Genomic DNA, 22,369 nt, shown 5'->3' with positions numbered 1-22,369 from the left:
GCACCGATGAGCAAGACCGCGCTGCGCCGCTCGTTCATCGTGGCCGGCCTGCTGGCGGGTGCCCAGGTGGCCAGCGTGGTGGCCGTGCCGCGCCGCAAGCTGGCCGACAGCCGCGAGGTCTTCGACCTCGAGCAGGCCGTGCCGCGCACCGTGGGCCGCTGGAGCCTGGACACGTCCATCGTGCCCCTGCCGCCGTCGCCCGACCAGCAGGCGGTGCTGAACCAGATCTACGACCAGATCCTCAGCCGCACCTACGTCAACCCGGCCGGTCAGCGGGTGATGCTGTCCATCACCTACGGCTCCAAGCAGAACCAGCAATTGCGCGCGCACCGGCAGGAGGTGTGCTACTCGGCACAGGGCTTCCGCATCAGCCGGCTCGAGCGTCTGCCGCTGGTGCTGGGCGGCCGTGCCATCCAGGGCACCCGCATGGTGGCCACGCAGGGCCAGCGCATCGAGCCGGTCACCTACTGGTTCACGATGGGTGACCAGGTGGTGCTGACCTACCTGGAACGCGAGCTGGCCCAGTTGCGCTATGCGATGTCGGGGTTGATCCCCGACGGCTACCTGGTGCGCGTGTCCAGCCTCGATGCCGACGCCGCCGGCGCATTCGCCCAGCACCTGGCCTTCGCCAACGAGCTGCTGGCCAGCCTGGTGCCCGAACTGCGCCGCCGCCTCGTCGGCGGCGTCTGAGGACCGGGCATGTGCGGCATCGCGGGCTTCTTCGTGGGCGCCGGCGCGACGGCCGGCGCGGCCGCCGACCTGCCCGCCGCCGTGGCCTCGCTGTACCACCGCGGTCCCGACGATGGCGGCCAGTGGCTGTCCGACGACGGCCGCGTCGGCCTCGGCCATCGCCGCCTGTCCATCCTCGACCTGTCGGCGCATGGCCACCAGCCCATGTTCTCGGCCGACGGCCAGTGGGCCATGGTCTTCAACGGCGAGATCTACAACTTCCGCGAGATCCGCGCCGAGCTCGAGCCGCTGGGCCACCGCTTCGCCGGCACCGGCGATTCCGAGGTCATCCTGGCCGCCTTCGGCCAGTGGGGTGTGCGCGAGGCGCTGCGCCGCTTCATCGGGATGTTCGCGATTGCACTGTGGCACCGGCCGCAGCGCAAGCTCTACCTGATCCGAGACCGCGTCGGCGTCAAGCCGCTGTACTACGCCTGGGACGGCCGCGACCTGTACTTCGGCTCCGAGCTGAAGGCGCTGCGGGCCTTCGGCGGCTGGCCGGTGGCGCTCGACCGCGACGCGATGGTCGACTACTTCCGCTACGGCTACATCGTCGACCCGCGCTCGATCTACCGCAATGTGTTCAAGCTGCGGCCCGGCCACTGGCTCGAGCTGGACGACGCTGGCCACCTTCAGGAAACAGCTTACTGGAGCGTCCTCGACGCGCCCGCCCATCCACCGGGCGAGAGCGAGGAGTCGCTGGCCGACCGGCTGGAGGCGCTGATGACCAGCGCCTTCGGCTACCGCATGATCGCCGACGTGCCGGTGGGCGTGTTCCTGTCGGGCGGCATCGATTCGTCGATGCTGGCGGCCATCCTGCAGAAGCACGGCGGCCAGCGCATCAAGACCTTCACCATCGGCTTCGACGAGGCCGAACGCAACGAGGCGCCCTATGCCGAGGCGGTGGCCCGCCACCTGGGCACCGAGCACCACACGCGCGTGCTGTCGGTGGACGAGGCCATGCGCACGCTGCCCTCGTGGGGCGACCTGTACGACGAGCCCTTCGGCGATTCGTCGGGCATTCCCACGCTGCTGGTGTCGCGCGTTGCGGGCGAGCAGGTCAAGGTGGTGCTGTCGGCCGATGGCGGCGACGAACTGTTCAGCGGCTACACCACCTACACCGGCATCACCGCCCAGGCGCAACGCCTGCTGAGCAAGCCGGCCTGGCTGCGCCGCTCGGTGGGGGCGGCCCTGCGCACCGTGCCCTGGCAGGCCATGGACGACGCCCTGGCGGCCCAGGCCGCGGGTGGCGAGGCCCTGCGCCGCCTGCGCTACGCCACCACCGTGCGCTTCGCGAAGATCAGCGACCGCATCGGCGTGGGCAGCGTCGGCGGCATCTTCGACCAGGCCCTGCGCGAGGCCAACTGGCCCGACCGCCTGCTGCGGCCGCTGCTGGGCGCGGCCCCCGACACGCGCGCCACGGCCGACGCCTTCCATGGCAACGGCGGCGGGCAGATGTGCCTGTGGGACCTGCACAACTACCTGCCCGGCGACATCCTGACCAAGGTCGACCGCGCCACCATGCGCGCCAGCATCGAGGGCCGCGAGCCGCTGCTCGACCACCGCCTCATCGAGTTCGCCTTCGCGCTGCCCTACGCCCTGCGGCAGGGCCCGCTGGGCCCGAAGCACCTGCTGCGCAAGGTGCTGTACCGGCACGTGCCGCGCGAACTGATCGACCGGCCCAAGCAGGGCTTTGCCATCCCGCTGGAGCGCTGGCTGCGCGGCGGCCTGCATTCGCTGATCGAGTGCTACCTGTCGCCGACGCGCATCGCCGGCCAGGGTCTGTTCGACCCGCCCACGGTGCAGGCGCTGCGCCGGCGCTTCGACGCAGGCGATGCGCTGTCGACCCAGCCGGTGTGGCTGATGCTGGCCTTCCAGATGTGGCACGAGCGCTGGATGGAGTCGCCCCTGGCCGCTGCCGTGCCGCGCACGCCGCGCGCGTGAGCGGCCATGGCCAGCGCCCACCGACGCGTCTGCTTCGTCGCACCCATGGCCTGGCCGGTGCTGGCCCGCGACCGCACGGTGCCGGTGGTCGGCGGGGCCGAGGTGCAGCAGGTGCTGCTGGCGCGCGAACTGGCCCGTCGCGGCCACGCGGTGTCGATGGTGTGCCTGGACCACGGCCAGCCCGATGGCGTGGTGGTCGACGGCGTGCGCGTGTGGCGCATGCACGCGCCGGGGGCCGGCTGGCCGGTGCTGCGCTTCCTGCACCCGGGGCTCAGTTCGGTGTGGCGCGCCATGCGCCGCGCCGACGCCGAGGTCTACTACCAGCGCTCGGCGGGCGCGATGACCGCCTTCGTGGTGGCCTTTGCGCGCTGGCACCGGCGCCGCAGCGTGTTCGCCAGCGCAGCCGACCCCGACTTCGCGCCCGAACTGCCCTGGATCCGCTACGGTCGCGACCGTGCGCTGTACCGTTGGGCGGTGCGCCAGGCCGACGCCGTGGTGGTGCAGACCGCGCGGCAGCACCAGGCTTGCCGCGCGATGTTCGCCAGGCAGTCCTCGCGCATCCCCAGCTGCCACCCGAAGGAAGCGGCCACCGGCCGCCCGTCGGGCGACATCCTCTGGGTGGGCACCGTCAAGCCGCTGAAGCGGCCCGAGCTGCTGGTGGAACTGGCGCGGCGCCTGCCCGAGTTCCGCTTCCGCCTGGTGGGCGGCGGTTCGGCGGCCGATGTGCAGGCGCTGGCCGCCGACAGCGGCCTGCCCAACCTCCAGCGCACCGGGTTCGTGCCGCATGCCGACGTCGGTGCGCAGTTCGACGGCGCGTCGGTGCTGGTCAACACCTCGGTGGCCGAGGGTTTTCCGAACACCTTCCTGCAGGCCTGGTCGCGCGGCGTGCCCTCGCTGGCCTTCTTCGACCCGGAGGTGCAGGTCGACGGCGCGCCGGTGAGCGAGGTGGCCGCCTCGCTCGACGACATGGTGCAGCGCCTGCGCCGCCTGAAGACCGATGCCGCGCACTGGCAGCGCCTGTCCGAGCGCTCGCGCCGCTGCGCCGAGCAGCAGCATTCGGTGGCCTCGGCGGTGGACGCCTACGAGCAGCTCTTCGACGGCCTGGTGTGCGGGCCGGTGCCGCACGGGCGGGCAGGCGCATGACCCGGCCCCACGTCTGCTTCGTGGCGCCGGGCTCCTACCCGTCGCTGGTGCCGGGCACCGGCGCAGGCATCGCCGGCGGCGCCGAGATCCAGCAGGCCATGCTGATGCGCCTGCTGGTGGCCGATGGCTTCCGCGTCTCGCTGCTGTCGCAGGACTTTGGCCAGCCCGAGCGCTGCGTCGCGCAGGGCGTGGAGGTGTACCGCTTGCCCGAGCACCGCGGCCGCTGGGTCAAGGGCCTGCGCTGGCTGGTGCCGCGCCTGACCGACGTGGTGGCGCGGCTGAACGCCCTGAAGCCGGACAGCGTTTACGTGCGCACCGCCACCGGCTACCTGCTGCCGGCGGCCTGGTACGCGCGGCGCCGCGGTTGCCGGCTGGTGTACGCCGCGGCCAGCGACCTCGACTTCCGCCCGGGCCGCAACCCCCTGCTCACCCGGCGCGACGATGCGCTGTTCCGGCTGAGCCTGCGCTGGGTGGACACCTTCGTGCTGCAGAACCGGGCGCAGGCCGAATGGCTGCGCGGCACGCAGGGCCGCGAGGGCGTGGTCATCCCGAACCTGCACGTCGAGCCCGGGGCCGGGCAGGGGGCCCTCGACGGCCCGATCCTGTGGGTCGGCAGCATCGCCGCCATCAAGCGGCCCGAGGCGCTGATCGACCTGGCCGCCCGGCTGCCGCAGCGGCGCTTCGTGATGATCGGCGGGCTGGGCTCGGCACCCGATGCGCAGGCCTTCCACGACCGCATCGCCCAGGCCGCGGCGGCGCTGCCCAACCTGCGCTTCATCGGCTTCGTGCCGCCGGCCGAGATCGGCCGCTGGTTCGACGGCGCCGCCCTGCTCGTCAACACCTCGTCGGCCGAGGGCTTTCCCAACACCTTCCTGCAGGCCTGGGTGCGCGGCGTGCCCAGCCTGTCGTTCGTGCAGCCGGAGGTGGGCGAGGGCGGGTCGTCGACGGTGGCCTGCACCGACCTGGCGGACATGGCGGCGCGCATCGACGGCCTGCTGTCCGACCCCGAGGCCTGGCAGCGGCAGGGCGAGGCCTGCCGCGCCGCGCTGGCCCGCCACCATGCACCGCAGGCCGTGCTGCCACGCTATCGACGCGTCTTCGGCGTGGAGGCCGGGCCATGACGCTGCGGCCCGTCCTCGGTGCCGGCCTGGCCCGCGCCTTCGGGCTCGGTGGCAGCCAGGCGCTGGTGCGCCTGGTGTGCGGCTTCGTCAGCATCAAGGTCAGCGCGGTGTACCTGGGCCCGTCGGGCCTGGCGCTGGTGGCCCAGCTGAACACCTTCGTCACCCTGTGCCAGGGCTTGCTGGGCAGCGGCCTGAACACGGCCGTGGTGCGGGTGGGCGCCGAGGTCCGCGACGACCGCGCGCGGTTGACGCGCCTGCTGGGCACCGCGGCCCGCCTGACGCTGGTGCTGGCCGTGGGGCTGGCGCTGCTGCTGGCCGTGTTGGCGCCCTGGGTGGCCGACTGGCTGCTGCACGATGCCTCGCTGGCCTGGGTGATGGTGCTGGCCGGTGCCGCCGTGGCCGCGGTGATGGTCAATGGCCTGCTGGTGTCGGCGCTCAACGGCGTCGGCGACATGGGCCGCGTCGTCGGCTCGAACGTCATCGTCACCGTGCTCAGCCTGGCCATCTTCGCGCCGGCCTGCTGGCTGTGGGGCCTGCACGGCGGGTTGGTCGGCTCGATCGTCACCTACCTGGTGGCGCTGCCGGTCACGGCTTGGTGCCTGGCGGGCTCGACGCGCCTGTCGTGGCCTTTGTTCAAGGGCGCCTTCGACGCCACCGAGGCGCGGCGCATCGCCGGCTTCTACCCGATGCTGCTGGCCCATGCGGTGCTGACGCCGCTGTCCATGCTGCTGGTGCGCGACGCGGCGGCCACGGGGTTGACGCTCGATGCCGCCGGCCACTGGCAGGCCGCGTGGCGACTGTCGGAGGTGTACACGCAGATCATCACCACCTCGGTGTCGCTGTACTTCATGCCGCGGCTGGGCCAGTTGGCCGGCGATGCGCCGCGCCTGCGCGCCGAGGTGCTGCGCACGCTGGCCGTTGCGGTGGCGGTGACGGCGGTGCTGGCCCTGGTGATCGGCCTGCTGCGCGTCACGGTCGTGCGCTGGGTGTTCGCGCCGTCGTTCGCGCCGGTGGCCGAGATCATGCCCTGGCAACTGGCCGGCGACGTGCTGAAGATGGGCGCCTGGACGCTGGGCTTCGTGCTCGTGTCGCAGGTGCGCACCGGGTGGTATGTTCTGCTGGAGGTGCTGGTGCCGGCGCTGTTCTACGGGGGTGTCGTGCTGCTGATGCCACGGCTCGGCGTGCAGGGTGTCAGCGTGGCCTATGCGCTGGCCAGCGCCTGCCACCTGCTGCTGGCCGCGGTGGCCCTGCGCGGGCTGCTCTGGACTGTCCCGGCCCGCGCGCCGGACGAGGATTCGCGATGAAGTGGCTTCTGTTGCTCGGCCTGGCGTTCGTGGGCGTGCTCACCGGCGTGGCGGCGGCGCTGTTCGGCGGGCCGACGGCCCTGGTGCTGTTCGCGCCGGTGCTGCCGATGCTGTTCATCGTGCGCGACTACCGCGTCGGCGTGGCCTGCCTGATCGTGCTGCTGCCCTGGTCGGCATCGCCGCTGCTGCCGCAGACCAGTGGCTTCAACGTCAACAACTACCTGATCGCCGCCACGCTGGTGGCCTTCGTCTTCCAGACCATGATGCGGCGCCGCGAGCTGGTCAAGCCGCCCACCTACTTCGTGGCGCTGTACCTGGTGCCCATCACCTTCGGCATCCTGATCGCCTGGCCCTACCTGGCACAGGGCGCGCGCAACGTCGGGCTGGTCGACGCACCGTTCTACGAGCCGTTCAGCTTCCTCAAGTCCCGTTACCTCAAGCCGCTGGGCTTCGTCATCTTCGCCTGGCTGTTGGCCAATGCAGTGAAGACCAGCAAGAAGCCGGAGCGCTGGCTGGCGCTGATGGTGGCGGGGGCGGTGCTGCCGTCGATCGCGGTCTTCGTGCTGATCGGCGTCTATGGCCTCACGCTGTCGAACCTGCAGGCGCAGCGCAGCTTCATGGGCCCGCTGGGCTACCACGCCAACGAGATGGGGCTGATGCTGATGTCGGCCGCGGGGCCGATGCTGTTCATCGTCGGCGGCATCCGCAACGTGCTGGTGCGGGCGCTGTGCGCCGTGTCGCTGGCCGTGGTGGCCACCGCCGTCGTGCTGAGCTTTTCGCGCGGCGCTTTCCTGGCCTTGCTGGTCGTCGTGCTGCTGTACCTGCTGCGCACCCGCCGTGTCGCGGTGATGCTGGTGGCCGTGGTGCTGGCGGTGATCGGCCTGATCGTCGCGCCCGAAGCGGTGCGCGAACGGGTGACCACGGGCATGCAGTCCGGCGCAGTGGCCCAGGCCGCCGAGCGCCTGGACGACCCGCTCACCGCGGGCCGCGTGGCCGTGTGGCAACTGCTGCTGCCCGAGGTGGCGAAGAGCCCGCTGTGGGGCCGTGGCCTGGGCTCCACGTCGTGGAGCGACGCCGTGGGCTCCGGGATTTACGTGGCCAACCATCCGCACAACCTTTACCTGGAGATCCTGCTCGACCTCGGCCTGCTCGGATTGATGGCCATCCTCTACGTCTACTACCGACACCTGCGCGGCTTCTGGCAGCTGTCGCACCATGCCGAGGTGAGCCCGCTGATGCAGCGCTTCTTCGCCGGTGCGGGCGCATCCTTCGCCGGCGTGCTGGTGATGGGCATGACCAATGGTCACTTCATGCCCTTCCCCGAACAGACCTTCGTCTGGTTCTCGCTCGGCCTGCTGTTTGCGCACCTGCACCTGGTGCCCCGCGCACAGGCGGCGGGGGCCGGCCAGCCCCGTCGGCGAGGCTTCGGCATGCGCCCGGCGCCGCTGGACCGGGCCACGGGCCGCCGGCCCACCTGAGTGCGCGGCGAGGAACGGCACCCGATGAAGATCCTGTCGGTGATCAGCGGCCTGGGCTATGGCGGGGCCGAATCCCAGCTGATGCTCATCGCCGCCGAGCTGAGCCGGCGGGGCCACGAGGCGGTGGTGTACCTGCTCACCGACCACGCGCCGCGCATCGCCGCCCTGCAGGCCGCCGGTGTCGAGGTGGTCGTCGACCGCAAGCGCTCGCGGCTGGACCTGGCCGTGGTGCGGCGCCTGCGGGCCTTCCTGCGCAGCCGGCGGCCGGACGTCGTGCACGGCTACCTCTTCGACGGCAACTGGTACGCCACCGTGGCGGCCCTGGGCCTGGGCGTGCCGGTGCTGTGCGCCGAGCGCAGCAGCGACTACCGCCTGAGCAGGGCGCAGTGGCTGGCGCACTGGCCGGTGCGGCCCTTCGTGTCGGGCGTGATCGCCAACTCGGAGCGCGGCCGGGTGCAGGCGCGGGCCCTGTTCGGCCTGCCCGATCGGCACGCCCACGTGGTGTGGAACGGACTCGACCTGGTCGGCATCGACCGGCGCCTGGCGGCCACCCGGCCGGATCCTCGCACCGGTTTCTTCGGGCGCAGCGACATCCGCCTGGCCGTGCTGGTCGGGTCCTTCAACGAAGCCAAGGACCAGCTGCTGGCCATCGAGGTGATCCGCCACCTCGTTGGCCTCGATCCGCGCTGGCGCCTGCTGCTGGTGGGGGCCTCTTTCGGCGACCGGCTGGAGTACGCCAACACCGTGGCCGATGCCTCCACCCGCTACGAGGCGGCGGTGCGCGACCGCATTGCCGCGGCCGGCCTGGGCGAGCACGTGCGCCTGGCAGGCCAGCGCCCCGATGCGCTGGAGCTCATCGGCGCGGCCGACGTGCTGCTGTCCACCTCGCGGCGCGAGGGGTCGCCCAATGTCGTGCTCGAGGCCATGGCCGCCGGCACGCCGGTGGTGGCCACCGACTTCTCCGACATCGCCCGGCTGCTGCCGCAGCCCTGGCAGGTGGTCGGCGACCGCGACCCGCTGTCATTGGCGCAGGCCGTGCTGAAAGTGCACGCCTGCCGCGACGCCGTGGCCGCCGAACAGCGGCAATGGGTCGAGTCCCATGCCACCATCGGCACCACGGTCGACGCGCTGCTGCGCCTGTATGCCGCCTACGGGCGCGCGCCCGCCGCACCGGTCCACCAGACCACCCCTGGCGCATGACACCCCTCTGGATCCACCGCCTCGCCCACCGGGCCCACCGCGCCGGCGTGCCGGTGCTGCCGCGCCTGCTGTACGCGGTGAATCGGCTGGTGTACTCGGTGGCCCTGCCGCCGTCGGTCCAGCTGGGGCGCGACGTGGTGCTGGGCTACTCCGGCCTCGGCACGGTCATCCACGCGCGCGCGGTGATCGGCGACCGGGTCACCATCGGCACCTGCGTGACGGTGGGCGGGCGCAGCGGCCACCACGCCGTGCCGGTGATCGAATCCGATGTCGAGATCGGCTCCGGCGCGAAGGTACTGGGTCCCATCCGCGTGGGCGCCGGCGCGGTGATCGGCGCCAACGCCGTGGTGCTGCACAACGTGCCCCGCGGCGCGGTGATGGTGGGCGTGCCAGCCCGGGTGGTCCGCATCCAGGACGGGTGGGGCCCGGCCCCCGCGCCGTCGACGCCGCCGCCCCCGCGGGACGAATGAACCGATGAGCGCCGCCTCCCCACCGCCGAGCCCGCACATCGCGCTGATGGGCTGCCGCATCGACAACCTCGACATGCGGGAGACGGTCGACCGCGTCGAAGGCTTCATCGCCAGCGGCCGGCCGCACCAGCACGTGGTCGTCAACGTCGACAAGCTGGTGAAGGCGGCGCGTGACCCGCAGCTGCGCGAGATCATCAACGCCTGCGCGCTGGTCAATGCCGACGGCATGCCGGTGGTGTGGGCGTCGCGCCTGCTGGGCCGGCCGCTGAAGGAGCGGGTCACCGGGGTGGACCTGTTCGAGGCGCTGATGCAGCGGGCCGCGCAGCGGGGCTGGAAGGTGTACCTGCTGGGCGCGCGCGAACCGGTGGTCGCGCAGGTGCGCGCGCTGTACAGCCAGCGCAACCCGGCGGTCGATGTCGTCGGCCACCGCAACGGCTACTGGCCGGCCGGCGAGGACGAGGCCGTGGCCGAGGCGATCCGCCGATCGGGCGCGCAGCTGCTCTTCGTGGCCATCAGTTCGCCACGCAAGGAAGAGTTCCTCAGCCGCTGGCAGCAGCACATGCAGGTGCCCTTCGCGATGGGCGTGGGTGGCACCTTCGACGTGGTCACGGGCGCCGTCCAGCGGGCGCCGGTGTGGATGCAGCGCAGCGGCCTCGAGTGGTTCTACCGCTTCCTGCAGGAGCCGCGGCGCATGTTCCGCCGCTACTTCATCGAGGACATGGCCTTCATCGGCCTGCTGTGGACCGAGTGGCGCACGTCGAGGCGCGATGCGCGCGGGGGCGGCCGATGACAGCGCCCCTCGTCATCGCCGCGGAGCGGGCCCATGGCTGAGCCACGGCCGTCCCCCACGGTCGGCGTGGCGCCGCGCGCTGCCGAGCGCCTGATCGACGTCGACGTCGCCAAGGGCCTGGCCATCGTGCTGGTGGTGCTGGGCCACGTGGTCGCGCGCGACATCCATCCGGCCGGCAACGGGTGGTACGCCACCATGAACGCCTGCCTCTACAGCTTCCACATGGGGCTGTTCTTCTTCTTCAGCGGCTACGTGTTCTTCATCGGGCCGGCCGACACCCGCCTGGCGCGCTGGAAGAAGACCGCCGCGCGGCTGCTGCCCGCCTACCTGCTGTTCGCCGCCATCGTGCTGGTGGCCAAGTCGCTGGCCGCGGGCATTCTGCCGGTCGACCGGCCGGTGCAGCACCTGTGGACGGATCTGGCCAACCTGGTGCTCTACCCGACCAGTGGCTTTGCGTCGTACCTGTGGTTCATCGTCGCGCTGCTGCAGGTGGAACTGCTGGCCATCGCGCTGCTGGCCTGGCTGCCCGGGGCGCCGGTGTCGGCCCTGCTCGTGGCGGCGGGGCTGCACCTGCTGTCGGTCTACGTGGGCGTGACCAATCTCCTTGCCCTGCACCAGACCGCGCGCTACCTTGTGTTCTTTCTGCTGGGCCAGTGGGCCGTGGCACACCGCGACGCCTGGGTCCCCTGGCTGCGCCGGCATTGGTGGGTGGCCCTGGGCGCGTTCGTGGGGGCCATCGCGCTCAGCCCGGCGGCGGTGCAGCCCACGGTGCTGGGCCTGGCGGCGGTGCCGGCGGCGCACGCGGTGGCGCTTCGGCTGGGGGCCGGGCGCGCCGCGCAAGTGCTGGTGGTGCTGGGCACGGCCTCGCTGACGATCTACCTGATGAACTCGCTCGCGCTGGGCCTGGTGAGGGCCATGATCCTGATGACCACCGGCTGGGATGGCTGGCGCTTCGCCGTGGCCCTGCCGGTGCTGCTGGTGGCCGGCCTGGTGCTGCCCATCGTGGCGCAGCGCCTGATCTTCTCCCGGGTCGCCTGGCTCGACCGCATCACGCGTTAGACACTGGCCATGCACTTCATCTTCCATCACTTCCGCGGCTGCGCCAGCCCGAAGGACTCGCCATGTGCGGCATAGCCGGCTACGCCGGCGTGGTGGCGGACGGCGCGCGCGTGCTGGCCGCGCTGACCGACGCCGTGGCCCACCGCGGCCCCGACGGCGCGGGCATGGTGCGCTGTGCGCTGGCCGATGGCCGGCGCGAGGTTGGCCTTGGGCATCGCCGGCTGGCCATCATCGACCTGGTCACCGGCGACCAGCCGATGGCCGGAGCAGACGGCGCGCTGCAACTGGTCTTCAACGGCGAGATCTACAACCACGGTGCACTGCGCGCCGAACTGCAGGCGCTGGGCCACACCTTCCACACCACGTCCGACACCGAGGTGCTGCTGCACGCCTACCAGGCCTGGGGCGACGACTGCGTGCAGCACCTGCGCGGCATGTTCGCGTTCGCCCTCTGGGACGGGCCGCGGCAGCGCTTGCTGATCGCGCGCGACCGGTATGGCGAGAAGCCGCTGTACCTGGCCGAGGTGAACGGCACGCTGGCCTTCGCCTCCGAACTGGGTGCGCTGCTGGGCTTCCCGGGCCTGGACGCGCGGCTCAACCGCGACGTGCTCGCGCACTTCCTGCAGTACCGCTACGTGCCGGGTCCGGCCACCTGGGTGCGCGGCGTGCGCAAGCTGCCGCCCGGCTGCCTGCTGGTGTGGACGGCGCAGGGCTGCACCGAGCGGCGCTGGTTCCAGCCGCCCGATGCGCGGCCCTGGGTGGCCTCGCCGCCAGCGGCGAGGCACACCCCGGCCTCGGCGGCCGAGGCCCTGCGCGAGCGGCTGGCCGAGACGGTGCGGCTGCAGATGCAGTCGGACGTGCCGTTCGGTGCGTTCCTGTCCGGCGGCATCGACTCGTCGGCCATCGTCGCGCTGATGGCGCAGTGCAGTGCCACGCCGGTGCGCACCTTCTCGGTCGGCTTCGCCGAGGCGGCCTACAGCGAACTGTCGTACTGCCGCCTGGTGGCCGAGCGCTTCGGCACCCAGCACCACGAACTGCTGATCAGCCCGAAGGACATGCAGGACGCGCTGCCGCTGGCGGCCTTCCACCGCGATGCGCCGATCGCCGAGCCGGCCGACGTGCCGATCTACCTGCTCTCGCGCGAGGCCCGCCGGCACGTCAAGATGGTGCTCAGCGGCGAGGGCAGCGACGAGGTCTTCGCCGGCTACCCGAAGTACGTGTTCGAGCCGCACGCCGGGCGCTACCAGCGCCTGCCGACGCTGCTGCGCCACCACTTGCTGGAGCGCTGGGCGACCCGGCTGCCGGCCCTGGCCGGGCGCATCCGCACGGTGGTCGATTCGATGGGCCTGGCGCGTGCCGAGGAGCGCATGCCGCGCTGGTTCGGCGCGCTGTCGCCGCAGGAGGTGCAGGCCTTGTGCGGTGCGTGGCCGTCCGACCTGTCCGGCAGCGCCGCCTACCCGTTCGACGTGCAGGCCGGCACCTCGGCGCTGCGCCGCGTGCTGTACTTCGACCAGACCAGCTGGCTGCCCGACAACCTGCTCGAGCGCGGCGACCGCATGACCATGGCGGCCGGCCTGGAGGCGCGCATGCCCTTCATGGACCACGAGGTGATCGCGCTGGCCTCCAGCTTCCCCGACGGCTGGCGCCTGCACGGCCGGCGCGGCAAGCACATCCTGAAGCAGGCGGTGCGGCCGCTGCTGCCGGCCACCATCATCGACCGGCCCAAGGTGGGCTTCAGCATGCCCACCGAGGTGTGGCTGCGCACGTCGATGCGCGACATGGTCGGCGACCTGCTGCTGGGGACCGGTTCCACCGTGGCCGGCCTGCTGCGGCGCGAGGTGCTGGCGCGCCATGTGGACGAGCACATGTCGGGCCAGGTCAACCGGCAGAAGCTGCTGTGGATGCTGCTGAACCTCGAGCTGTGGGTCCGCGCCCGCGGGCTGTCGCTGTAGGCGCGGGCGGACACGCCATGACCAGACACGTCGTGATCATCGGACCGGACCCCGCAGGGCAGGGCGGCATCGCCTCGGTGGTTTCGATCTACCTGGCCGACGGCCTGGCGGACCGCTACCCTGTGAAGTACGTGGTGTCGCATGTCAACGACGGCAGGCTGGCCAAGCTGTGGTGGGCGGCGCGCGGCGGCCTGAATCTGCTGGGCCTGCTGCTGCGCGGCCAGGTGGCGCTGCTGCACGCGCAGTCGGCGTCCGACGTGAGCTTCGTGCGCAAGTCGATCTATCTGGCGCTGGCGCGCGGCTTCGGCGTGCCCACGGTGTTCCACCTGCACGGGGCCGAGTTCCACCGCTTCGTCGGCGGCCTGCGCTACGGCTGGATGCGCCGCTGGGTCGTCCGCACGCTCGAGCGCAGCTCGCAGGTGGTGGCGCTGTCGCAATCCTGGGCCGATTTCATGCAGGGCCTGGCGCCTGGCGCGCGCATCGAGGTCGTGGCCAACCCGGTGCGCCTGCCGAGCGGGGTGGCGGCGCGGGCCGAAGAAGGCCAGCGCATCCTGTTCCTCGGCCGCATCGGCCAGCGCAAGGGCACCTTCGCGCTGGTCGACGCCGTGGCGCGGCTGCGCGAGCGGCACCCGGCGCTGCGCCTGGCCATCGGTGGCGACGGCGAGCTCGAGGCGCTGCGTGCGCACATCGCGCAGCACGGCCTGCAGGACTGCGTCGAGGTGCTCGGCTGGGTCGGTCCGGCGCAGCGCACCGAGCAGTTCGAGCGGGCGCAGATCTTCGCGCTGCCCTCGCACGACGAGGGCCTGCCGATGGCCATGCTCGAGGCCATGGCGCAGGGCAAGGCGGTGGTGGTCACCCCGGTGGGCGGCATCCCCGAGGCAGTGGACGACGGCGTGCACGGCCTGCTGGTGCCCCCGGGCGATGTCGAGGCGCTGGCGCAGGCGCTCGACCGACTGCTGGGCGACGACGCCTTGCGCCAGCGGCTGGGCCGGGCGGCGCGTGAGCGGGCCACGCAGCGCTACGGTGCCGAGCAGGTGCTGCAGCGCGTGGGGGCGATCTACGAGCGCCTGGGCATCGCGCCGCGCGCGGCCGATCGCCAAGCCCAGGCCAGCCGGCCCTGAGGCGCGCGACCATGCCCATCGACGACCACCTCCACCGCCTGCTGGGCCACTACACCGCGTCGCCGCAGTGGGTGAAGTCGGTGGTCGGCGGCGCCTATGCGCACATCCCCGAGTCGGTGCGCTTCGGGGCGGGCTACGCGCGGTTCAAGGCGCGGTTCGAGGCCGCGTGGCCCGATCCCGAGGCCATCGCCGCGCAACTGGCCGACACCTTGCAGGTGGCCCTGGCCAGCGTGCCGGCCTACCGCGCCCACGCCGGCCTGCTGGGCCGCGTGCGCGACGATCCCTTCGGCGTGCTGTCGCAACTGCCGCTGCTCGACAAGGCCCAGCTCAAGGCCAATCTCGGCCAGTACCTCAGCGAGGCCGCCCGGCCGGCGCAGCGGCTGAAGATGTTCACCGGCGGCTCCACGGCCGTGCCGATGAGCTTCTACCTCGAAAAAGGAGTGACCCGCGCGCGCGAGTGGGCGGCCGTCAACACCCTGGCCGAGCGCTGCGGCACCGATGGCGACGGCGTGGTGCTGGCGCTGCGCGGCCGCACCGTGGCGGGCGCGGCCCAGGCCGACGGCCGGCTGTGGATGTACGAGCCGATCAAGCGCCACCTGATCCTCAGTTCCGACCACCTCGAGCCCCAGCACATGCCGCGCTATGCCGAAGCCCTGCGCCAGTGGCAGCCGCGCTGGGTGCATGCCTACCCGTCGGCGCTCTATCCGCTGCTGGCGTGGCTGAAGAGCGAGGGCCTGTCCGACCTGCTGGGTGAGGTGCGCGGCGTGCTGCTCACGTCCGAGTCGGTGTTCGAGCACCATCTGGCCGCCTTCAAGGCCTTCTTCGAATGCCCGGTGATCGTGCAGTACGGCCATTCCGAGCGCGTGCTGTTCGCGCACACGCTGGCCGACGACCCGCGCTACCACTTCTGGCCGCACTACGGCCACCTGGAACTGATCGACGAGGCGGGCCGGCCCGTCACCACGCCCGGCGCGGTGGGCGAACTGGTGGGCACCAGCTTCGACAATGCGGTCATGCCTTTCATTCGCTATCGCACCGGCGACTACGCGGTGCTGGGCTCGGGGCCGAATCCGCAGTGGCCGGGCCACCCGGTGTGCGAGCGCATCGAGGGCCGGGTGCAGGAGTTCGTCGTCTGCCACGACCAGCGGCTGGTCTCGATCACCACCTTGGGCGCGGCGCACTTCGACCAGCTCGACCACTGCCTGCGGCTGCAGTTCGAGCAGCACGAGCCCGGCCTGCTGATCCTGCGCGTGGTGCCGCTGCGGCCGCTGACGCCCGACCAGCGCCGCGACCTGGCGCAGGCGGTGTTCGACAAGACCCAGGGCGGCTGCCGCGTGCAGGTCGAGGAGGTGGCGTCGATCGAGCGCACCGCGCGGGGCAAGCAGCGGCTGCTGATCCAGCACCTGCCGATCGAGCGCTACCTGGGCGCGGCACTGGTGGCGGGGCTGCCTCGATGACCCACCGCCGTCCGCGCCTGCAGCGGCTGGTGTGGCTGCGCCGCCGACTGCAGCGCATGGCCCCGGGCGAACTGCCGCACCGGCTGACCGAGGCGCTGCGCATGTTGATGCAGCGCGCCGGCATCGGGGATGCGCGGTGCGTGCCGCCGCGCGCCGGTGATGCCCGTTTCGGCCCGGCCTGGTGCCGCGTGCCCGAGGCCGGCGAGATCGATGCCGGTTCGCGTGCCGACCTGCTGGCCGCTGCCGACCAGTTGCTGACCGCGGGGCCGACGCTGTTCGGCCATGCCACCGCGGCCGACGTGCACTGGAACGCCGACCCGCGCAGCGGCTGGACGCCGCCCCATCGATTCGGCCTGTTCATCGATTTCCGCCACCTGCCCGACGGCGTGGACGTGAAGTTCCTGTGGGAGATGAACCGCCACGTCTGGTGGCTGCCGCTGGCGCAGGCCTGGGCGATGACGGGACGGCGGGCCTACCTGGACCGCCTGCGCACGCTGCTCGACGGCTGGCTCGCCGAGTGCCCCTATCCGCTGGGGCCGAACTGGTCGTCGCCGGTCGAGCACGGCGTGCGCCTGATCGTCTGGAGCCTGGTGTGGCATCTGGTGGGCGGACGCGCCAGCCCGATGTTCGATGGCGCCGCGGGGGCCGCGCTGCTGGATCGATGGATGGGCAGCGTCTACCAGCACATCCGCTTCGCCAGCGACAACTACTCGCGCCACTCGTCGGCCAACAACCACCTGCTCGGCGAGGTGGCGGGGGTCTTCGTCGCGGCCCACACCTGGGACCTTTGGGCCGAGACCCGGCCACTGCGCGAGCAGGCCCGGCGCGAGCTGGAGCGCGAGCTGCAGCTGCAGTTTGGCGCCGACGGCCTGAATGCCGAGCAGGCGATGTGTTATCACAAGTTCGCGCTGCAGTTCGTGCTGGCGGCGGCGCTGTGCGGCACGGCCAGCGGCGACGACCTCTCGCCGGCGGCGTGGGATCGCATCGGCCTGGCGCTGGCCGCCGTGGCGGCGCTGATGGACTGTGACGGCAACGTGCCCATGTACGGCGACGCCGACGACGGCGAGGTGTTCCGCCTCGATCCGTCGCCCCACTTCAGCCAGTATGCGGCGCTGGTGGCGATGGGCGCGGCCCTCACCGCCCGGTCGGACGTGGCCGCCAAAGCGGCCTTGGTGCGGCATGCCGCCGGGGCGCAGGTGGCCTGGCTGCTGCCGCCGACGCCTGCGCCGCCGCAAGACCCGGCGGACGAGGTTCCGGCCGCGCTGCCGACGGTGTTTTCCGACGCCGGCATCGTGCTGCTCGGCGATGCCCTGCACACGCCGCACGAACTGCGCGCGCAGTTCGACGTGGGCCCACTGGGCTACCACGGCATCGCCGGTCATGGCCATGCGGATGCGCTGTCGCTGCAACTGTCGGTCGGTGGCGAGCCGCTGCTGGTCGACCCGGGCACCTACTGCTACAACACCGAGCCGGCGTGGCGGCACTTCTTCCGCAGCACCCGTGCGCACAACACGCTGGAGGTCGACGGCTGCGATCAGTCGATCTACGGCGGCTCGTTCCTGTGGCTGCGCGACGTGGCCTGCACGGTGGACAGCCTGCGCGACGACGGCGACAGCCTCGAGGTGGTCGCCCATCACACGGGCTATGGCCACCTGCGCGACCCGGTGGTGCACCATCGCCGCGTGCGGCTCGACCGCGCCGCGCGGCGCTTGGAGGTCGAGGACTGGCTGGGCTGCGCCGAGCCGCACGACGTGGCCTGGCACTGGCATGCGCCGGCGCATGCCAGGGTCGAGCAGGTGCCCGGCGGCGGATGGCGCGTGGCCGGCCGCGTGCACGCGCTGCTGATCGAGGCGCTGGGCGACGACCTGTCGGCGTCGGTGGTGCAGGGCGCGTCGTCGCCGCCGCAGGGCTGGGTGTCCGACCGCTTCTACCACCGCGCGCCGGCGCCGGTGCTGGTGGTGAGCAGCCGGCTGCGGCCGGGGCAGCGGGTGCTGACGCGCTTGCAGGTGATCTGACGGCGGTGTGCCTGGCCCGTCAGTCGGGCAGCCGGATGCGGAAGTGGAACACCCGCTGGGTGCCGCGGCCATCGGCGCCGTAGCAACTGGCGCTGGAGAAGGCGGTGCCGCGCACATACGGCGTGGCACAGGCGGCGAACAGGCCGTCGATGGCCAGGCTGCCGTCGTTGCCGCCGCGCGCCACCGCGAGCATCGGGCTGCCTTCGATGGCGTAGGGGTAGGCGGCGTCGCTGAGGTCGGTCTTGCCGCTCAGGCTGAAGACTGTGCGTCCGCTGCCGTCGGTGGTCTCGTCCACCCGGTACAGCGTCAGCTCGGACTGCGTCGTCCCCGCATTGCTGTGCAGCAGCCACAGGCGCTGGCGCGCGTCCTCGAACAGGCGCACCTTGCCGTAGGGGGGCAGGGTGCCCAGCTTCATCGAGGCCAGCGTGGCCCCGGCCAGGTTGGTGGCCTTGAAGTGGAAGCCGCGCATGCTGGCGTCGGTTGGTGAGTCGGCGTAGGTCACCACCAGCAGGCGCTGGCGGCTGTCGAGCAGGCCGTCGACCTGCCACATCAGCGGCGAGGCGGTGGCGTTCGCCGGCGTGGGCAGCGGCTCGACGATGTCGGCCTGGCTCCAGCGCGCGCTGCTCGAAGCCCCGGCCACGTACTGCCGCGTGCCATTGAAGACATAGGGGAAGCCCGCCAGGTCGGGCAGCCCGGCGGCGGTCTTGTACAGGTCGCGGGTGGCCGTGGCCACCAGCGACAGGCTGCCGTCGACCACTGTGGGGAACAGGTAGTCGTAGGCGTGGCGGTCACCGATGTGCCGGGTCTGCTGCGCAAACCACTGCCCGGCGCCGCCCTGCAGGCCGGGCTTGCCGCAAAGGTAGCTGGTGTCGGTGTTGGAGGTGGGCACGGCGGTGGGCAGTTCCACCGAGGCCTTCAGGCACAGCGTGCCATCGGGGGCGATGCCGGCGCCGCTGTAGTGGCGCGAGTCCTTGCCCATCACCTGCCAGGTGCCGGGCAGCGCGCGAGGCGTGAGCGCTGGCGTCGCGTACACGGTGGGCACCGAGGCCGGCCAGGCCACCACCAGAGCGGCATCGCTGACCGGGTCGCGCAGCAGCACCGCGTCGTCCTGGGTCTTGGCACTGCCTTCGGCGACCCAGGCCGAGTTCTCGGCCGCCGCGCGCTTCATCAGGCGCCAGGCCAGGTTGCCGGCGCCGTCCTTGAACAGGATCAGCGCCCGCACGGTGCCGTCGCGGTGCACCGTGACGCGGGTCTGGTGCCCGCCCCAATGGTTGGGCAGCACGCCGGCCGTGGCCGAGCCGCTGGCATCGGTGGCCAGGGGCTCGAAGATCTCGACGTAGGGCGTGCCGGCCGTGCGGGTACCCACCTTCTGGGCAGAGTCCGGCCGCGCGGCCGTCGGCGGCGGGGTGACGGCGGCCACCGTCGACGTCCAGGCCGGCACCGGCAGGGGCCGCGCAGACTTGGCGGCCAGGTCGAGCGGCAGGGCGGCCGGATCCATCGGCATCGTGGCCGGCGCCACCGCGGCATCGGCCGCGAACACGTCGTCCTCGCCACCACCACCGCAGGCCGACAACAAGGCAGAACAGGCCAGCAGGAGAGAGATCATCGCTTCGGGACGCGATCGGCGGACGGTCGGCATGATATCGCTCGGGGTGGGCTGCGTCGTGGCACTCCCCATGGCTTTCGGCAAACCGGCGCCGGGGCGCAGGTGGACGGGCGCCATGTCGGTCGACACACCGTGACATCCGTCATCCGAAGGCGCGCATCGCCTTGTTCCGCTGGCGCGCCGGCGGTTGGCTGGGCGCTGGATGTCGTGAGGGCGAACTGGGCGCTGCTGGGCGCTGCTGGGCGCGCGCTGCATCGGGCGCGCTCCATCGCGAGTGCACGGCGCGCCGTGGCCGGCCCGCTGCCGGACGGCCGAGGCGGCGCCTGCGGCGCAGGGTCAGTCGCGCGACGCGGAACCGCCGGTCTCGGTGGCCGGCGGGGTCGGTGGCCAGGCCACCGGCGGCACCAGGGAGGGGTGGGACACCGTGGGGTCGGGCAGGCCGTCGTGGGGGCTGACCGCCAGGTCGTCGGCCGGTCGCGCGATGGTCACGCGGCGCTCGGGGCCGGCGGCCAGGGCGCGCCGCGTCTGGGCGGCCGCCGTGGTCGTCGAGGCGGAGGCGTCGGCCAGCGCCCTGTCGTCGGCGCCGCCGCCGCAGCCCGCGGTCAGGACGGCGGACAGCAGGGCGGCCTGCAGGGCAAGGGAAGGTCGGACGGGCGTGTGCATGGGGGCTCGACTCGTGGCGCACCGCACCGGCAGCGCACGGGGCGGTGCCGGCACACGGTGCTGGAACGGGCCGCCCGACCGGGGCGGCGTGCACGCACGCCCTGGCCTCGGTGCAGGCGGGACCGGGGCCCGCACCGATGGACCAGGTCGGGACGCACCCGGCCGATCGCGATGAAGACCCCGGGTTCTATTTCGGCAGGCTGCCGATCGACTTGAACGGGGCCGAGGCGGCGCGAACCTCGGCAGGGCCGTTCAGAGCACCCGCTCGCGCAGTACCTGCATCAGGTACTGGCCGTAGCCGTTCTTCAGCATCGGAAGGGCTTGGGCCTCCAGTTGCGCGGCGGTGATCCAGCCGGCGCGGTAGGCGATCTCCTCGGGGCAGGCCACCTTCAGGCCCTGCCGCTTCTCGAGCGTGGCGATGAACTGCCCGGCCTCGAGCAGGCTGTCGTGGGTGCCGGTGTCGAGCCAGGCGTAGCCGCGGCCCAGGGTCTCGACGTTGAGCTGCCCCAGGTCGAGGTAGCGCGCATTGACCGCGGTGATCTCCAGTTCGCCGCGGGCCGAGGGCTTGATGTCTGCGGCGATGTCGCAGACCTGCTCGTCGTAGAAGTACAGGCCGGTCACAGCGTAGTTGCTCTTCGGTGCCTTGGGCTTTTCCTCGATGCTGATCGCGCGGCGCTGCCGGTCGAATTCGACGACGCCGTAGCGTTCCGGGTCGTTCACGTGGTAGGCGAAGACGGTGGCACCGGAGGTCCGCGTGGTGGCACGCTCGAGGATGGTCTGGAAGCCATGGCCGTAGTAGATGTTGTCGCCCAGCACCAGCGCGCTGGGGTGCTTGCCGACGAAGCTGCGCCCCAGGATGAAGGCCTGCGCCAAGCCATCCGGGCTGGGCTGCACGCAGTAGCCCAGGTTCAGGCCCCAGCGGCTGCCATCGCCCAGCAGCGCCTCGAAGCGCGGCGTGTCCTGAGGCGTGCTGATGAGCAGGATGTCGCGGATGCCGGCGAGCATCAGCGTGGACAGCGGGTAGTACACCATCGGCTTGTCATACACCGGCAACAACTGCTTGCTCACCGCCAGCGTGGCCGGGTGCAGCCGGGTGCCGGACCCGCCGGCGAGGATGATGCCCTTGCGTGATGTCATGCGATGCTCTCCTGGGCGGCCCGTGGCTCAGCCGCCGTATTGTTTCTGGACCCAGTCGCGGTAGGCCCCGCTCTGCACGTCGGCCACCCAGGCCGCATTGTCCAGGTACCACTGCACCGTCTTGCGGATGCCGGACTCGAAGGTCTCGGCGGGGCGCCAGCCGAGCTCGCGCTCGATCTTGCGCGCGTCGATGGCATAACGCCGATCATGGCCGGGACGATCGGTGACGTGGGTGATGAGCCGCGTGTAGGGCCCTTGCGGGCTGGGCCGCAGTTCGTCGAGCAGCGCGCACAGCGTGTGGACGATGTCGCGGTTGGGCTTCTCGTTCCAGCCGCCGACGTTGTAGACCTCGCCGGGCCGGCCGCCAGCCAGCACGGCGCGGATGGCGCTGCAGTGGTCGCGCACGTACAGCCAGTCGCGCACCTGCATGCCGTCGCCGTAGATGGGCAGGGGCTTGCCGGCCAGCGCGTTGACGATCATCAGCGGGATCAGCTTCTCTGGGAAGTGATAAGGCCCGTAGTTGTTGCTGCAATTGGTGGTGAGCACCGGCAGGCCGTAGGTGTGGTGCCAGGCGCGCACCAGGTGGTCGCTGGCCGCCTTGCTGGCCGAGTACGGGCTGTTGGGTTCGTAGGCATGCGTCTCGGTGAAGGCGGGCGCCTCGGGGGCCAGGCTGCCGTAGACCTCGTCGGTGCTGACATGGTGGAAGCGGAAGGCCGCCTTGGCGCTGGCGTCCAGCGACATCCAGTGCGCCCGCGTGGCCTCGAGCAGCGTGAAGGTGCCGGTGACGTTGGTGCGCATGAACTCGCCAGGGCCGTGGATGCTGCGGTCGACGTGGCTCTCGGCCGCGAAGTGCACGAGGGCGCGCGGCCGGTGTGTGGCCATCAGGCCGTCGAGCAGCGCGCGGTCGCAGATGTCGCCCTTGACGAAGACATGCCGCGCATCGCCCTGCAGGCTGGCCAGGTTGGCCAGGTTGCCGGCGTAGGTGAGGGCGTCGAGGTTGACGACCGGCTCGTCGCTGGCGGCGAGCCAGTCGAGGACGAAGTTGCTGCCGATGAAGCCGGCGCCGCCGGTGACGAGGAGGGTCATGTCAATCTCCGACCATCAAGTGCTTCAGTGAAGTGACTCCGCGGCTTCTGCATGTGGCCGCCGCAGAACCGGCTTTGCCGGGCTGCTGGAGGCAGCC

Annotated in this window: 18 protein-coding genes; 14 read left to right on the top strand and 4 right to left on the bottom strand. The window is 72.0% G+C overall.

Annotated elements, in window-relative coordinates; genetic code table 11:
• Positions 1 to 6 precede the first annotated feature (6 nt).
• From epsI to EOINJALH_RS23870, 14 genes are all read left to right on the top strand, one after another.
• A complete protein-coding gene (gene epsI, locus EOINJALH_RS23930; RefSeq protein ID WP_088284880.1) occupies positions 7 to 690 on the top strand; it encodes an exosortase-associated protein EpsI, B-type in 684 nt (227 codons plus the stop codon).
• A gap of 9 nt (positions 691 to 699) precedes the next feature.
• Positions 700 to 2,670, top strand: coding sequence for an asparagine synthase (glutamine-hydrolyzing) (gene asnB, locus EOINJALH_RS23925; protein ID WP_088284878.1), 1,971 nt, complete (start codon positions 700 to 702; stop codon positions 2,668 to 2,670).
• 6 nt (positions 2,671 to 2,676) lie between these two features.
• Positions 2,677 to 3,813, top strand: coding sequence for a glycosyltransferase family 4 protein (locus EOINJALH_RS23920; RefSeq protein ID WP_088284876.1), 1,137 nt, complete (start codon positions 2,677 to 2,679; stop codon positions 3,811 to 3,813).
• Entirely contained in the window at positions 3,810 to 4,934 is a 1,125-nt protein-coding gene (locus tag EOINJALH_RS23915) for a glycosyltransferase family 4 protein (RefSeq protein ID WP_144290145.1), read from the top strand. Before EOINJALH_RS23920 ends, EOINJALH_RS23915 begins: the two co-directional genes overlap by 4 nt.
• Positions 4,931 to 6,238 carry an O-antigen translocase gene (locus tag EOINJALH_RS23910; RefSeq protein WP_088284872.1) on the top strand — a complete coding sequence of 436 codons (1,308 nt, stop codon included), beginning with the start codon at positions 4,931 to 4,933 and terminating at the stop codon, positions 6,236 to 6,238. The genes EOINJALH_RS23915 and EOINJALH_RS23910 overlap by 4 nt, the downstream gene beginning before the upstream one ends.
• Positions 6,235 to 7,716 carry an O-antigen ligase gene (locus EOINJALH_RS23905; RefSeq protein ID WP_088284870.1) on the top strand — a complete coding sequence of 494 codons (1,482 nt, stop codon included), beginning with the start codon at positions 6,235 to 6,237 and terminating at the stop codon, positions 7,714 to 7,716. The genes EOINJALH_RS23910 and EOINJALH_RS23905 overlap by 4 nt, the downstream gene beginning before the upstream one ends.
• Positions 7,717 to 7,740: 24 nt before the next feature.
• Positions 7,741 to 8,916 carry a glycosyltransferase gene (locus EOINJALH_RS23900; protein WP_088284868.1) on the top strand — a complete coding sequence of 392 codons (1,176 nt, stop codon included), beginning with the start codon at positions 7,741 to 7,743 and terminating at the stop codon, positions 8,914 to 8,916.
• Positions 8,913 to 9,386 carry a serine O-acetyltransferase gene (locus tag EOINJALH_RS23895; RefSeq protein WP_088284866.1) on the top strand — a complete coding sequence of 158 codons (474 nt, stop codon included), beginning with the start codon at positions 8,913 to 8,915 and terminating at the stop codon, positions 9,384 to 9,386. The genes EOINJALH_RS23900 and EOINJALH_RS23895 overlap by 4 nt, the downstream gene beginning before the upstream one ends.
• A 4-nt stretch (positions 9,387 to 9,390) precedes the next feature.
• Complete coding sequence (locus EOINJALH_RS23890) at positions 9,391 to 10,176, top strand: WecB/TagA/CpsF family glycosyltransferase (protein WP_234414007.1); 786 nt, start codon at positions 9,391 to 9,393, stop codon at positions 10,174 to 10,176.
• Between the two features lie 33 nt (positions 10,177 to 10,209).
• Positions 10,210 to 11,235: an acyltransferase gene (locus tag EOINJALH_RS23885; protein ID WP_088284864.1), complete on the top strand. Its 1,026-nt coding sequence runs from the start codon at positions 10,210 to 10,212 to the stop codon at positions 11,233 to 11,235.
• A gap of 62 nt (positions 11,236 to 11,297) precedes the next feature.
• Positions 11,298 to 13,187: an asparagine synthase (glutamine-hydrolyzing) gene (gene asnB / locus EOINJALH_RS23880; protein ID WP_088284862.1), complete on the top strand. Its 1,890-nt coding sequence runs from the start codon at positions 11,298 to 11,300 to the stop codon at positions 13,185 to 13,187.
• A gap of 17 nt (positions 13,188 to 13,204) precedes the next feature.
• Positions 13,205 to 14,308, top strand: coding sequence for a glycosyltransferase family 4 protein (locus tag EOINJALH_RS23875; protein WP_088284860.1), 1,104 nt, complete (start codon positions 13,205 to 13,207; stop codon positions 14,306 to 14,308).
• 11 nt (positions 14,309 to 14,319) lie between these two features.
• Complete coding sequence (locus EOINJALH_RS31945; protein WP_158219877.1) at positions 14,320 to 15,765, top strand: hypothetical protein; 1,446 nt, start codon at positions 14,320 to 14,322, stop codon at positions 15,763 to 15,765.
• Complete coding sequence (locus EOINJALH_RS23870; RefSeq protein WP_158219876.1) at positions 15,762 to 17,780, top strand: alginate lyase family protein; 2,019 nt, start codon at positions 15,762 to 15,764, stop codon at positions 17,778 to 17,780. The genes EOINJALH_RS31945 and EOINJALH_RS23870 overlap by 4 nt, the downstream gene beginning before the upstream one ends.
• A 19-nt stretch (positions 17,781 to 17,799) precedes the next feature.
• Here the strand turns inward: EOINJALH_RS23870 and EOINJALH_RS23865 are convergent, their stop codons facing one another.
• The 4 genes from EOINJALH_RS23865 to rfbB all read right to left on the bottom strand — a co-directional run bounded on the left by EOINJALH_RS23865 (position 17,800) and on the right by rfbB (position 22,272).
• Positions 17,800 to 19,386: a hypothetical protein gene (locus EOINJALH_RS23865; RefSeq protein ID WP_088284856.1), complete on the bottom strand. Its 1,587-nt coding sequence runs from the start codon at positions 19,384 to 19,386 to the stop codon at positions 17,800 to 17,802.
• A 336-nt stretch (positions 19,387 to 19,722) separates the two neighbouring features.
• On the bottom strand, positions 19,723 to 20,049 hold the full coding sequence (locus EOINJALH_RS23860) for a hypothetical protein (protein WP_088284854.1): 327 nt from the start codon (positions 20,047 to 20,049) through the stop codon (positions 19,723 to 19,725).
• A gap of 252 nt (positions 20,050 to 20,301) precedes the next feature.
• Entirely contained in the window at positions 20,302 to 21,186 is an 885-nt protein-coding gene (rfbA, locus tag EOINJALH_RS23855) for a glucose-1-phosphate thymidylyltransferase RfbA (protein ID WP_088284852.1), read from the bottom strand.
• Positions 21,187 to 21,213: 27 nt separating this feature from the next.
• Positions 21,214 to 22,272, bottom strand: coding sequence for a dTDP-glucose 4,6-dehydratase (gene rfbB, locus EOINJALH_RS23850; protein WP_088284850.1), 1,059 nt, complete (start codon positions 22,270 to 22,272; stop codon positions 21,214 to 21,216).
• Positions 22,273 to 22,369 lie beyond the last annotated feature (97 nt).

This window comes from Ideonella sp. A 288 (assembly GCF_002198735.1).
GTDB lineage: Bacteria > Pseudomonadota > Gammaproteobacteria > Burkholderiales > Burkholderiaceae_C > Pseudaquabacterium.
This window is presented reverse-complemented; position numbering and strand designations above follow the sequence as displayed.